At 37.4% G+C, this 14,190-nt stretch carries 10 protein-coding genes and 1 tRNA gene; all 11 read left to right on the top strand.

Features of this window, described 5'->3' with window-relative positions:
* Nucleotides 1-162: 162 nt before the first annotated feature.
* Nucleotides 163-1,113, top strand: a complete 951-nt coding sequence (locus Q0794_RS08055) for a glucokinase (protein WP_298941221.1) — start codon at nt 163-165, stop codon at nt 1,111-1,113.
* 107 nt (nt 1,114-1,220) lie between these two features.
* Nucleotides 1,221-1,308 (top strand) — tRNA-Ser (locus tag Q0794_RS08050).
* A gap of 164 nt (nt 1,309-1,472) precedes the next feature.
* Nucleotides 1,473-2,702: a tyrosine-type recombinase/integrase gene (locus Q0794_RS08045; protein WP_298941220.1), complete on the top strand. Its 1,230-nt coding sequence runs from the start codon at nt 1,473-1,475 to the stop codon at nt 2,700-2,702.
* Between the two features lie 312 nt (nt 2,703-3,014).
* Nucleotides 3,015-3,755 carry a hypothetical protein gene (locus Q0794_RS08040; RefSeq protein WP_298941219.1) on the top strand — a complete coding sequence of 247 codons (741 nt, stop codon included), beginning with the start codon at nt 3,015-3,017 and terminating at the stop codon, nt 3,753-3,755.
* A 73-nt stretch (nt 3,756-3,828) separates the two neighbouring features.
* A complete protein-coding gene (locus Q0794_RS08035) occupies nt 3,829-4,104 on the top strand; it encodes an AlpA family phage regulatory protein (protein ID WP_298941218.1) in 276 nt (91 codons plus the stop codon).
* Nucleotides 4,105-4,113: 9 nt separating this feature from the next.
* Nucleotides 4,114-5,055 (top strand): toprim domain-containing protein, encoded by a 942-nt coding sequence (locus tag Q0794_RS08030; protein ID WP_298941217.1) that lies wholly within the window; start codon nt 4,114-4,116, stop codon nt 5,053-5,055.
* Complete coding sequence (locus tag Q0794_RS08025; protein WP_298941216.1) at nt 5,048-6,427, top strand: primase-helicase family protein; 1,380 nt, start codon at nt 5,048-5,050, stop codon at nt 6,425-6,427. Before Q0794_RS08030 ends, Q0794_RS08025 begins: the two co-directional genes overlap by 8 nt.
* Nucleotides 6,428-6,561: 134 nt before the next feature.
* Nucleotides 6,562-7,770 (top strand): tyrosine-type recombinase/integrase, encoded by a 1,209-nt coding sequence (locus Q0794_RS08020; RefSeq protein ID WP_298941215.1) that lies wholly within the window; start codon nt 6,562-6,564, stop codon nt 7,768-7,770.
* A gap of 690 nt (nt 7,771-8,460) precedes the next feature.
* A complete protein-coding gene (gene hsdR, locus Q0794_RS08015; RefSeq protein WP_298941214.1) occupies nt 8,461-10,923 on the top strand; it encodes an EcoAI/FtnUII family type I restriction enzme subunit R in 2,463 nt (820 codons plus the stop codon).
* 117 nt (nt 10,924-11,040) lie between these two features.
* Nucleotides 11,041-12,513, top strand: coding sequence for an N-6 DNA methylase (locus Q0794_RS08010; protein WP_298941213.1), 1,473 nt, complete (start codon nt 11,041-11,043; stop codon nt 12,511-12,513).
* A complete protein-coding gene (locus tag Q0794_RS08005; protein WP_298941212.1) occupies nt 12,513-14,171 on the top strand; it encodes a restriction endonuclease subunit S in 1,659 nt (552 codons plus the stop codon). The genes Q0794_RS08010 and Q0794_RS08005 overlap by 1 nt, the downstream gene beginning before the upstream one ends.
* The last annotated feature ends 19 nt before the right edge of the window (nt 14,172-14,190 follow it).

Raw genomic sequence — 14,190 nt, 5'->3', positions numbered from 1 at the left:
AACATTTTCTACAGCAAAGTATAATAGATTAGTGACTTATTTATGTCATTTTATTACAGGCTAACAATGTTTCAGATCAAAAAATTAAAATTTATCTTAAGGAATTGAGAAATCGATCAGTCTCTTTATCAAACAATACGTTGAACAAGCAGGAGTAATGATATGTTATCAGTGATTGCAGATGTAGGCGGTACCAATATACGGTTAGCAGTTTTGGATATAGCGACAACCGAAATATCCAAATTAAGAGAATACCCATGTGCACAATTCATTACCCTTGAAGCTGCCATTGCCCAATATTTTACGACCTTAACTGAACCTGTTATTAACCTCTGTATTGGCATTGCTTGCCCCGTAGAACATGATCTTGTCACCATGACTAACCTGAATTGGCAGTTTTCAAAAAATGAGTTAAAGCATAAGTTTTCACTACAAGCATTACACGTGATCAATGACTACACGGCGATCTCTCTTGCCGTCCCTTTTGTACCAGATAGCCAAAAAGTTAAAATCGGCACGGGTGAAGAAGTGACTGATGGCGTAAAAGCAATCTTTGGTCCCGGTACTGGCTTAGGTGTTTCACATCTCATCAAACAAGGTGAAAAGTGGGTTAGCTTAGACGGAGAAGGCGGCCATACCAGCTTTGCCCCGAATACCTCACAACAAGCGGATGTTTTACTCTTATTGCAAGCACAGTTTGGGCATGTTTCAGCTGAACGTTTTTTATCAGGGCAGGGATTAGTGAATATTTATCATGCACTTTGTCGATTAGCAGGCAAACAACCCGAGTTTTTTGAAGCAGCAGACATTACACAAGCGGCACTAAAAAGTGAATGTGTATTAGCCACACAAACCTTAACGTTATTCTGCCAAGCAATGGGGGGATTTGCTGGTAACTTAGCACTCAATTTAGATTGTAAAGGGGGAGTCTACATTGCGGGAGGCATCGTGCCGCGTTTTGTCGCGTTTTTTGAAAGTAGTGAGTTCAGACACTTCTTTGAAGCAAAAGGGCGTTTCAAAGAATATTTACAAACTATTCCAACCTATTTAATCACACATGAAAATCCTGGGTTATTAGGCGCATCAGTCTATTTAAGGCAAGAATTGTTATAAATCACTGAATTATGAACGTTAACGGTTGATTTACAGCACTGAGTTAATTATCATGCGTTCGCTTCATTGATACATCTTAAGTGATAGATTAATTAATGAACATTTACGGAGAATTGGCCGAGTGGCTGAAGGCGCACGCCTGGAAAGTGTGTAAGGGGCAACCCTTCGAGAGTTCGAATCTCTTGTTCTCCGCCACATTAAGTACCGAGCAGGTACGAGAAAGACCCGCAACACCTTGTAAAATAAGGTTTGCGGGTTTTTTTATGTCCGATAACATCCGATGAGTTCGCTGATATCCCCAAAAAAATGTAAGATGATTTGTAAGATGATTTCAGTTTATCAACAAGGATCTTACAATCATGGCTAAAGCACCACTTACAAATACACAAGTTAAACAGGCTAAAGGAATTCAAACTTTACGTGATGGTGGCGGATTACAGTTACTAGTTACAGCTGCTGGGACTAAGTTATGGCAATTAAGGTTCACGAATCCATATACAAAGAAAGTCACTGAAATGGGATTAGGTGGCTATCCTGCCATTTCTTTAGCTGAGGCTCGTAAATTAAGAGAATCTTCAAAAGAGCTATTAGCTAAAGGGATTAATCCGAAAGAGGAACGTGACATTCAAAGAATGGCAATAGATGAGGCAAATAACAATACTTTAGAGAATGTTGCTTCAATTTGGTTTGAAGTCAAAAAAAGCAAAATAACTACTGGTTATGCAAAAGATATATGGGGTTCGTTAACTCGACATATATTTCCTTCTCTTGGTGGGTTTCCAATTAGTCAATTAAGTGCTCCTAAAGTCATTCAGGTTCTTCGTCCACTCGAAGCAGAAGGTAAATACGATTCAATTAAACGAATATGCCAACGTATTAATGAAATTATGACATATTCTGTAAATACTGGTTTGATAATGGAAAATCCTTTAACAGGAATCGGTAAAGCATTTGGAACAGTTAAAACTACTAATAACCCTGCCATAGAGCCCAATGAACTCCCTGAATTAATGAATGCTATCGATATGGCGAGTATAAAAATTACAACTCGATGTTTAATTGAATGGCAATTACACACAATGACAAGACCCAATGAGGCTGCCAGCGCGAAGTGGGAAGATATAGATTTAGATAAGAAGCTCTGGGTGATACCAGCTGAAGTAATGAAAACAAGAATAGAACATAAAATTCCATTAACTCAACAAATGCTTAATTTACTTGATTTACTAAAACCCTTAAATGGTCGGCGTAAATACCTATTTCCGTCAGATTACAAACCTAATGAGCATGCGAATGCATCTACTGTTAATGTTGCGCTTAAAAGAATGGGATTTCAGGGAAGACAAACTGCTCATGGAATGCGTAGGCTTGCCCGCACTACTCTTGCAGAGGAAGGGTTTAATTTCGAGGCTTTAGAAGCTTGCTTATCACATAAAGTAGGTTCTCAAGTGAGCCAAGCATATAATCATGCAACCTATATGAATCAACGTATTAAAATAATGACCTGGTGGAGTGAACATATCGAAAATGCATCTGCAGGTAATATTAGCTTATCAGGTAGGAAAGGCCTTAAAGCGATAAATTATTAAAATAATAAAAAAACTATACCAGCTATACCACTCTAGATTAAATTCAATAAAATCAATAGGTTTAGTTGGTATTGCTATTTTATTTTAAATCATTTTTTGATGTGTAAGCATCCCAGAATATCGAAAATGTATTTTAAGTTTTGATAACCGCAGAAAATCAATCTTAATATCTCTCATATTTTCTTCGCCTAACTTGGTATTTTCAACAACAGAAAAATAAATTTCTAGTATTCCTCATTCTTTATAGAACCTCCTCGAACAAGCTTACTTTTAAAGATATGCTTATCACTTTTAGCTTATTTGGAATGTATGATGATTAGTAACAAAAATACTGAACCACAAGGTTTATCTGAGATTCACTCTGAAATGAATGAGCCTACTGTTAATGAGCGTTTGATTAAAGCAAGTAACAACTATGAAAATATTATTAACACATTACAAATAAGAGTTAATTTATTAAAAAAAGAAGAAAATAAAGCTCATGATATAAATATTATAGCCAGAGCAATGCTAAAGTTTTCGAGATTAAAAGATGAAATTAATACTAAGTTAATTAAAAACTTGTTAAATGAACGATCATGCAAAAATACAATTCTAATGGATGAATTTTCAATACTTGTAGAGATGAGTGAAAAAATAATAAACCAAAATGATGAGTTAAATGAAAACGTGGAGGAGTTAATGAAGTTTGTTATTACATTAAATAATAACATAAAAAAACGCATTGAAAACAACAGCTCTAAAGGGGATGTAAATAAAAATAAATATTCTTATTTAACAAAGGTTGCACAAAATATTGTAAAGAATTACTCCAGAGTTCACTCATTAAAGCTTAATGAAACAACGTGTGAATATGGCGTGACAGCAGAGCTGATAAAACGATTTTTTGAACATTTTGAGGATGAAGTAGAAAGAATAAAAGCCAATATTACAGATTATCCTGATAAAAATACTGCAACACGCCATATTCATTCTGTATTTGATAATTTAGGGCTACCAACATATAAAAAATCACAAGACATGAAGAAGCATCTCAACTTACCTAAGACTTAAGTCTTGGGTATCTAATGTTTTATCTCTCATTAATATCCCTCTTGTTAAATCAACAAGCCCAAGGGGATACAATATGAACGAGAAAATACTAAACGATAATCAATGCCACCCACTTAATATTATACGCATGCTAGAACTTGCAGAGCGATTCAGCATGGCCAAATCTAGCGCCTATGACAGAATTGCAAATGGGTTGATAGCACCAGGAATTAGTTTAGGTGGGCGCAGTAAAGGGTATCTAGAAAGTGAAGTTAATGCCGTTTTAAAAGCTATGATCGCTGGTAAAAGCGAAGCTGAAATTAAAGCACTTGTTTGCGAGCTTGTTAAACAAAGACAAGATTTGGTTTAGGGAGCAAATATGAATTTAATTAATGCTAGATTTATAGTTAAAGATGCATTTGTCGAAACAATGGAAGAACAAGGCATTAAACCTCATAATCCTTTAAATATAGAAGCAGACGGTAAAATAAAGCGTTTTAGAGTGCAAGGAGATAAGTCTGGGACAAAGAACGGCTGGTATGTGTTATTTGATGATGGTTTACTTGCTGGTTCATTTGGGAACTGGAAAACAGGCTTCACATGTAACTGGTGTAGTAAAAATAAAAATAAATTAAGTAAGCGAGAGGAGTATAACCTAAAGCTACAGCGTAAAAGGGCATCTCAAATACGAGATAAACAACATTATTTAAATCAGCAACAGACAGCAGTAAAGTGCGGAAATCTATGGGAGTCTGCAATACCAGTACTCGAATCAAAGCATCCATATTTACTCAGTAAACAGATCTCTCCCTATGGTATTCGTTCATTAAATGAAAGCTTATTGATACCTCTTCAAAACACACAAAATCAACTTGTAAACATACAATTTATTATGCCGGATGGTCGTAAGGTTTTTAAAACAGGAGGGCGAGTAAAAGGGTGCTTTAATGTGATTGGCGAGTTAAAAGGTGATGTATTTATTTGTGAAGGTTATGCAACAGGATCAACTATCCATCAAGCAACAGGTAAAAGCGTTATTGTGGCTTTAAATGCAGGTAATTTAGATCATGTCATTTTTTCAATTAAAACTGCATTTGATTTGAAAATAACCATAGCTGCAGATAATGACCATCAAAAGCCAGTAAATACAGGCTTAGATAAAGGCTTTGCTTGTGCAAATAAATATAATCTTACACTTATTTACCCTAAATTCTCTAAGGATCAAATAGGTTCGGATTTTAATGATTTAATGAAATTAGTCGGTTATCAAGTACTTTCTACATACTTTAATGCGGCAAGGGAGGAGGTAATTAATGAGTAATTCATTACAAATCATCAAAAATGCTGATATAGCTCCTCCTACGCAAATAAACGGAAGGTTAATTACTTCAGAAGAGTTATCTATTTTACGGGATATAAACAAAGTTTATGCTCACGTTGTGATCGGTGGAAAGCATCAGATTGTGAGCCAAATTGATTGTGCAATTAATGGCGTAAAATTGTCATTTGGTCGAGTTGATAGTTTTCATTATTATTTTTCCCATTTATCAAATGTGGCTGGGCTAAATAGAGGAAAGGCTTGGATAATATGGGTAGGTAAAGCATTTTTTAATAATGGTATCGGTTTCTATCCGGCAACAAGATTCTTACCTAAAGGTTGTTATAACTTATTTAATGGTTGGCATTGTAAAGCACAAGAAGGAGAGTGTTTTTTTATTATTAAGCACATAACTGAAATTTTATGTAATGGTAATCAAGAGGCTGCTAGATATTTTATTCAATGGCTTGCACATATGTTTCAGTATCCTGAAGTCAAACCCACTGTTGCCATTTTTCTTAAGTCCGTCGAAGGGACGGGTAAAGGAACTCTTTTTAGGTTATTGCAAAAAATGTTAGGTATACATACTAGTCAAATCAATGGTTCAGAACTGGTAACACGTAATTTTAATGGAATATTAACAGCAAAATTATTAATTTTTGCAGATGAGGTTAATTTAATTGATAGGGACGTCTTCGATAAAATGAAGGGATTAATTTCAGAGCCAACTTGTCAATTGGAGAAGAAAGGTCTAGAGGCTGAGCCTATGAAAAATCTATCAAGGTTTATGTTTGCTAGCAATCATGATCAAGTCATTCCAGCAGGAAAGAGAGAAAGGCGATTTCTATTAATTGAGGCGAGTTCAGAGAAAGCCAGTGATAAAAACTATTGGATAGAATTTAATAGTTTAATCAATACTACTTATGCTGGTTTCTTTTTAAATTATTTGTTAACGCTAGATATTAGTGACTTTGACCCATTTAATGCGCCGCTTACAAAAGAGTTAATAGAGCAAAAAATATTAAATTTTGAGCACATTGATCTTTATTTTCATGAAAAGCTAAATTTGTTTTCTCCTTTCAATGGTGAAAGGAGAATATCTTCAACAGGTGCTATGAATGAGTTTATTCAGTGGATTAAAGATAAAGAAATACAAGATTCTAAATATAGGAATATAAATGTTAGCAGTTCTAGAAGTCTATTATCAAAAAAATTAAAAAGGCTTGGTTTTAACAGAATAGGCCAAAGAACCGACCGTAATGGAGGTGTTTTTTATGATGTTCCTGATATTCAAAAGCTAAAAGAAAGTTTTGCGAATGAACATGGGTTAACGGCCTACGATTTATTTTACAGTATTAACGGTACGGTTAAGTAATAAATTATCAGGAAATCTTAAGAACAGCTCTTTTTGAAGCAATATGATAGTTACACTTACTTATCCAATTGTAAATATTATGAATAAAATAATTGGGCTGTTCTTTTAGTTACACATATCAAAGGTAAGCTAAAATGCGAACAAAAGTCGTAAAATTTTCAACTAGTACAATTAAAAAAATACAGTGGGACACTGAATTTGGTGAGTTCCGAGATCCTAGATATCCGCTTCGATTAAGATTTCATAAAAATAGACTTAAAGCGACGTGGTACTTCGTAGATCGTTCAAATGTAAAGGCAAAAAATGGTTATAGGAAGATTGCGATTTGGCCTACATTAAGCTTTGATGATTTGAAAGACAACTTAAGTGCTATTCAAACAAAGTTAATTTTAAATCCAGACGACGTATTGCAGGACTCATTCTCAAATGTTGGTTTGTTAGCTGAGTGGTATTTACAAAGAAGCCAAACGGACAGTTCTACAACTAAACTTCGTAAAGCGACTATTAAGTGGGCCATTAAACGTCATATAACACCGCTATTAGGTCATGTAGACATTATGGAACTAACTAGAGACTTATTAGAGTCAAAATTTTTCTGGCCATTACAATTAACCATGAAAAAATCAACAATACGTTCAATTTGGAACGTACTTAAGCAAATGTTTACTAAGGCAATGTTTCTAAAGTTGATTAACACTCATGAGCTTGTCGCACTAAAATTTACTCATTTTATACGTGATAAAATTATTCCAGAAGCTACGAAATTACGGTCAAATCAACTTAAAGAAGTCGAAAAGCCACTGAAGAAAAGCGATATTCCTACTCAACTATTAATTATTTTGATGCTTTCTCACGGCACTCGAATTGGTGAGACAAGACAATTGAAATGGCGTTATTTTTGTTTTAAATCTAATTTGCTTATTATACCTGGCAGTATCACTAAAAATGGTGATGAATTAACAATCCCGTTGACGGCATACATCATTCAAATACTTAAGACATATCGACGTTACCAGATAAATAAACACTATAAAGGCGTTTATGTGTTTCCAGCTTCTCGTAGTAAAGACTCCATTAGCTCATATACAGCTAATACAATGGTGCAAAATGTGAGTTTAAATCAATGGACAAGTCGTTCACTAAGAAAAATATTCAGAAGCACTTTATTAGAATTAGGCGTGGACTCTGAAATTGCAGAAATGATGATCAACCATCGAAGAGGGACTTTAAGTGAAACTTATATACATACAACTGTACCAAAATTGAAAAGAGAAGCGTTGCAAAAATACCATAAATGGCTGCTAGAAATAAATCCATTTATGCTGCATTTATCTAAAAATTAATACGGGAAATACAGAGTGTATAAAACAGGTCTTTTATACGAAACTTTACTTCATTTTTGATCACTTTATTGTGTAACTGCACTTTTACAGGTTTAAAGGTAAAATGTTGTCAATAGCTTTAAATTTATGATTTTAAATTGGTTTTTTTTGGCCTGTTTTCTGAAGATAAGTTGTTTATTTAAGGTATGCGCACTTATTGAGTTCAGTTTCCTTTTTTGTGACCAAATTTTAAGAGGTAGTAATGACTTCCATTGCTTTTTTGTATTTTAAGGTGCTGATTTTAAAGCTTAATGTTTTTGCATAAATTAATTTTTCACTCTTTTTATCATTTTGCTTTGCACACTTTTGTGCATCAGGTTTAAACCTCTAACAACAGAATTTACCCCTTTTCATAGTGTTGAGGTTTATTTTTATTGTAGTGTTAGTTTTGTGTGTGTTTAGTGCTTGATTTTAGTTCCCGCTTCGATATTGTCTTAGATGATAAATTGGCGAATCATAGTTAAATTCATATGATTCAAGCCTTGGCGCCTGTTCAGGTAAATTATCAATGTTGCCTCTGTGTGAAATCTTTATAATATACTTCCGTCTTTAATAGACTTTATAGTGACTTACCGTGTTTTAAATATAAAAAAGAACTCAACTGTGGCACAATTAAAATAATTACCATATTAGTTATAGGCCGATTTTCTCATGGAAGAGTACCCAGTCAATAAAGCAAAACTTAGTGAAGCTGATATCATCACAAAATTCCTGATGCCAAGTATAAAAAAAGCAGGTTGGGACGATATGGCTCAAATACGCCAAGAGGTTAAACTGCGCGCCGGTAAAGTAATTGTCCGTGGGCAACTTGGTGTACGTAAAACGGTTAAATCGGCTGATATAGTGCTTTACCATAAACCTAGTATGCCGCTTGCTGTCATTGAAGCTAAAGCCAATAAGCACGAAGTAGGAAAAGGCATGCAACAAGCGCTCGATTATGCCAATTTACTCGATGTGCCGTTTATATTCGCCTCTAATGGTGATGGCTTTATATTTCATGATAAGACCAAGCTAGGCACGCCTGATGCGCATAACCTTGAAACCGAAATACGTTTAGAAGACTTCCCATCACCACAAGAGCTTTGGGCTAAGTATTGCGCTTACAAAGGCTATACCGAATCGCAGTTACCTATAATAAACCAAGCCTATTACGAGGGTGGTAGTGACAAGCATCCCCGTTACTATCAGCTCCAAGCGATTAATAAAACAGTAGAGGCTATATCGTCAGGTAAAGACCGCGTACTCCTTGTTATGGCAACAGGAACCGGTAAAACTTATACCGCGTTTCAAATTATTTGGCGCTTATGGAAGTCACGCGCTAAAAAGCGTATTTTATTCCTAGCTGACCGTACAGCTTTAATAGATCAAACTCAAAGTGGTGATTTTGCGCCGTTCGACACAGCAATGACCAAAATTACTGGCAGAACAATTGATCCGGCTTACGAAATACATTTAGCACTTTATCAAGGTTTGACAGGACCAGAAGAACATCAAAAAACATTTAAAAATGTAGACCCTGACTTTTTTGACCTTATTGTTATTGACGAGTGCCATCGGGGTAGCGCAAGCGAAGAAAGTGCCTGGCGTGAAATACTTACTTATTTTAAAAGTGCTGCTCAAATTGGATTAACAGCTACACCCAAAGAAACTGAGGAAGTATCAAACTCTGACTATTTTGGCGACCCTGCCTATACCTACTCTCTTAAAGAGGGCATAGAAGACGGCTTTTTATCTCCATACAAAGTGGTACGTGTCGATCTTGATGTAGACCTACAAGGTTGGCGGCCAACTAAAGGCCAGGTTGATAATAACGGTGAAGTAATACAAGACCGAATATACAACCAAAAAGACTTTGATCGCACAATGGTGATTGATGAGCGGACCATGCTGGTGGCCGAAACCATTACTAACTATTTAAAGCGTACAGACCCGATGGCTAAAACCATAGTATTTTGTAACGACATCGATCACGCCGAACGTATGCGTCGTGCCATTGCCAACCTAAATCCAGAGCAAATGGCTAAAAACGATAAATATGTGATGAAGATCACCGGCGATGATGAATTAGGTAAAGCTCAACTTTATAATTTTTGTAGTCCTAAGCGTGCTTATCCTGTAATTGCCACTACCTCAGAACTGATGACGACAGGGGTAGACGCTAAAACCTGTAAGCTAGTGGTGCTCGATCAAAACATTCAATCAATGACCAAGTTCAAACAAATTATTGGTCGTGGTACCCGTATTGACGATCGTTACGGCAAGCTGTGGTTCACCATACTCGACTTTAAAAAAGCCACCGAGTTGTTTGCCGATGAACGCTTTGATGGCACACCAGAAAAAATAATAAAAGTAACGCCCACCGACATTGAAGACGAAGACGTTGATCTTGAATCACAAGATGATACAACCGGCGTAGAGCAGCCTGATAGCGTATTCGATGATCAATCAACCGCTGACGATACAACAGATACTATAAATGACCCTAAAGGCGATGGTTCGCTTGATGGTAAGTGGGACGACGAAACCAATAAAGTGGCTAAGTACCGCGTATCAGGCGTAACTGTTAATAAAGTCGCAGAGCGAGTACAGTATTACGATACCGACGGCAAACTTGTTACCGAATCATTTATAGATTACACCCGTAAAACTATGAGCAAGCAATACCGCTCACTCGACGACTTTGTAAAACGCTGGAACGAATCTGATCGTAAAAAAGCGGTAATAGATGAGCTTGCCGAAGAAGGCATTATTTGGTCAGCACTTGAGGAAGAAATCGGCAAAGATATGGACCCCTTCGATATGATCTGCCATGTCGTTTACGACCAACCGCCACTTACCCGTAAAGAGCGCGCAGATAACGTACAAAAGCGTAACTATTTCACTAAATATTCTGGTACCGCACATACTGTACTCGAGAACCTTCTGTTAAAATACGCCGATGTCGGCGTGCAAGAAATAGAATCTATGCAAGCACTTAAAGTCGCGCCATTTAACCAAATTGGCAGCCTAGGTGAAATTATTAAAAAAGGCTTTGGCGGCAAACCACAATACGAGCAAGCACTCAAAGAACTCGAGGCCGAAATTTACCAAATGCCAACGCCTAAAACAGCTTAAATTATCATTGTTATGGCTATATATTAGCCATAGCAAAGCATCAAATAAATCAAAATAAACAGCTTTCATACTCGCTTTTAGTCGCTGTTTATAAAAGTAATCAAACAAGAGAATATTATGTCTATCAGTTCAGCTATTAAATCCATTCAAGATATTATGCGTAAAGATGCCGGTGTCGATGGCGACGCACAACGCCTTGGTCAAATGTCGTGGTTACTATTTTTAAAAGTATTCGACGCGCAAGAAGAAGAGCTAGAACTAGAATTAGACGATTACCGCGAGCCAATTCCTGAGCAATTTTTATGGCGCAATTGGGCGGCCGATAACGAAGGCATAACCGGCGATGAGCTGTTAGAGTTTGTAAACGATAAGCTATTCCCAGAGCTTAAAAACCTAACCGCACCCATAGATAAAAACCCTCGCGGCTATGTAGTCACCCAAGCCTTTAGCGATGCCTTTAACTACATGAAAAACGGCACGCTACTACGCCAGGTAATCAATAAGCTAAACGAAATAGACTTTACCGACTCAAAAGAGCGCCACTTATTTGGCGACCTTTACGAGCAAATACTAAAAGACTTACAAAGCGCAGGCAACGCGGGCGAATTTTATACCCCGCGCGCCATTACTAAATTTATAGTGGCGGTAACCGACCCAAAACTAGGCGAGTCAATCATGGATCCGGCTTGTGGTACCGGTGGCTTTTTAGCGTGTGCGTTCGACCATGTAAAAGCTAACTATGTAAAATCGGGCGACGACCACCAAATATTGCAAAAGCAAATACACGGCGTAGAGAAAAAACAACTCCCGCATTTACTGTGTACTACCAACATGATGCTTCACGGCATTGAGGTACCGGTACAAGTTAAACACGGCAATACGTTAAATAAACCGCTTTCAAGCTGGGACGACCAAGTAGATGTCATCATCACTAACCCTCCATTTGGCGGCACTGAAGAAGACGGCATAGAAAAAAACTTCCCAAGCGACATGCAAACACGCGAAACCGCCGATTTGTTTTTACAGCTCATTATAGAAGTGCTTAATATCAAAGGGCGCGCCGCAGTGGTATTGCCCGATGGCACCTTATTTGGTGAAGGCGTAAAAACCAAAATTAAAAAGCTATTAGTAGAAGAATGTAACTTACACACCATAGTACGCTTACCCAATGGCGTGTTTAACCCGTACACCAGTATTAAAACTAATATTCTGTTTTTTACCAAAGGCACGCCAACAAAAGACGTGTGGTTTTACGAGCACCCTTACCCAGCAGGGGTTAAAAACTACAACAAAACCAAACCCATGAAGTTTGAAGAGTTCAAAACGGAGCTCGAATGGTGGGGTAACGAGGCAGACGGCTTTGCCAGCCGAACTGAAACTGAGCATGCATGGAAGGTATCAATCGACGAGATTATTGCCCGTAACTACAATCTCGACATTAAAAACCCGCATGTAGGCGAGGTAATCAGCCACGACCCAGAAGAGCTATTAGCCGACTACTCAAAGCAGCAAGCTGATATACAAGCACTGCGCGATCAGCTTAAAGGTATATTATCAGCAGCGCTGTCTAAAGATGATGAGGGCAAGTAATGGCTGATACTAAAGCAAACGCAAACGAAGAAAACCTTAGCCCTGAGCAGTTAATAACAGAGCACCTTGATATTTGGACGACTGCCATTGAGCAAAAATCGTCAGCAGGGCGTGGCTCATCAAAAAAGTTTTCACTTCATGGCATTAAAAAGCTCCGCGAACTGATTTTAGAACTCGCAGTGCGTGGCAAGTTAGTGCCGCAAGATCCAAACGACGAACCCGCTTCAGTGTTACTAGAACGAATAGCCGCTGAAAAAGCACAATTGGTAAAAGATAAAAACTTTACTAATAAAAAGCAAAAGCCAAAAGTACTGCCGGAAATTAATGAGGATGAAAAACCGTTTGAATTGCTGAAAGGGTGGGCGTGGAGTTCTAACGCTCTGCTTTTTAATTTAATTAAAGGCAAGAAGCCTAAAGTGCTCTCAGAAAAAAATATAGGTTACCCATACTTAGATATTGAAGCGTTAGACCGCAATAATATACTCAGATATACAGACGATGAAAAATGCCCTAGATCTACAGAAAAAGATATCCTTGTTGTATGTGATGGCTCTAGAAGCGGTCTAATTTTAGATGGGAAAGATGGCGTAATAGGGTCGACTTTAGCATTAATCAATACACCTTATTATCTTCAAGAGTATATTAAGCTTTTCTTCAAACAAGCTTTTCATCGCCTTAATTCTTCAATGAAAGGTGCGGCAATACCGCATTTAGATACCAAATCTCTGAGGGAAGGCTTTATGGCTACCCCCCCCTTAAAAGAACAGCATCGTATCGTTGCTAAAGTCGATGAGCTAATGAACTTGTGTGATGCGCTTGAGGCGCAAACTGAAAATAGTATTGCGGCACATCAAACATTAGTGGAAGTGCTGTTAGAGGCATTGCTGAAAGCAGCAGAGCAAACCGCAACACCAGAACAAGCCACAGCACAGTTCCAACAAAACTGGCAACGTTTAAGCGAGCACTTCGACACGCTATTTACCACCACCGCCAGCATCGATACGCTAAAGCAAACCATTTTACAACTAGCAGTAATGGGCAAACTCGTCCCTTGGGACAAAGGGGCATGCAAAGGCGAGTTGAAAGAATATTTATCTTTTGGTCCTAGAAATGGCTTCTCTCCTAAAGAGGCTGCAGTAATAACTGATGTCCGCGTTTTAAAGTTGGGAGCTACCTCATATGGTTCCCTTAATTTAGATCAAACAAAACATGTAGATGTAAATATAGAGTTCAACTCACATCTTTGGCTAAGTGAAGGGGATATTCTAATTCAGCGAGGAAACTCGGCCAGTTATGTTGGTTGTAATTGCTTGATCAAAAAAGATATATCAGGAGTTATTTATCCAGATTTGATGATGAAGTTGAGGGCTGCGGATGGTTTAAATCCTAAGTATTTATCAATATGGCTATCGGCGCCGAAATCAAGGCGGTTTATGTGGGATCGTATGACAGGTACTTCAGGAACAATGCCCAAAATAAGCAAAAAAATAGTGGAAAAAATTCCAATCGTTGTCCCATCTATTTCGGTTCAAGAGGTTATTATAACTAAAGTAGATGAACTCATGACACTTTGCGACCAACTGAAAGCCCGCTTAACCGACGAACAAACCACTAAACTCCAACTCACAGACGCCATTGTTGAGCAGGCTGTAAATTAATCTATAACGGAATATAGAG

It is taken from the genome of uncultured Psychromonas sp., from assembly GCF_947489755.1.
Lineage (GTDB): Bacteria > Pseudomonadota > Gammaproteobacteria > Enterobacterales > Psychromonadaceae > Psychromonas.
The sequence above is the reverse complement of the archived record's forward strand: the minus strand, read 5'-3'. Positions and strand labels throughout refer to the sequence as shown.

Coding starts and splice junctions, on each gene's coding strand:
- Q0794_RS08005 (WP_298941212.1), top strand. CDS start 12,513: ATGGCTGATACTAAAGCAAACGCAAACGAAGAAAACCTTAGCCCTGAG.
- Q0794_RS08010 (WP_298941213.1), top strand. CDS start 11,041: ATGTCTATCAGTTCAGCTATTAAATCCATTCAAGATATTATGCGTAAA.
- Q0794_RS08020 (WP_298941215.1), top strand. CDS start 6,562: ATGCGAACAAAAGTCGTAAAATTTTCAACTAGTACAATTAAAAAAATA.
- Q0794_RS08045 (WP_298941220.1), top strand. CDS start 1,473: ATGGCTAAAGCACCACTTACAAATACACAAGTTAAACAGGCTAAAGGA.
- hsdR (WP_298941214.1), top strand. CDS start 8,461: ATGGAAGAGTACCCAGTCAATAAAGCAAAACTTAGTGAAGCTGATATC.
- Q0794_RS08055 (WP_298941221.1), top strand. CDS start 163: ATGTTATCAGTGATTGCAGATGTAGGCGGTACCAATATACGGTTAGCA.
- Q0794_RS08030 (WP_298941217.1), top strand. CDS start 4,114: ATGAATTTAATTAATGCTAGATTTATAGTTAAAGATGCATTTGTCGAA.
- Q0794_RS08025 (WP_298941216.1), top strand. CDS start 5,048: ATGAGTAATTCATTACAAATCATCAAAAATGCTGATATAGCTCCTCCT.
- Q0794_RS08040 (WP_298941219.1), top strand. CDS start 3,015: ATGATTAGTAACAAAAATACTGAACCACAAGGTTTATCTGAGATTCAC.
- Q0794_RS08035 (WP_298941218.1), top strand. CDS start 3,829: ATGAACGAGAAAATACTAAACGATAATCAATGCCACCCACTTAATATT.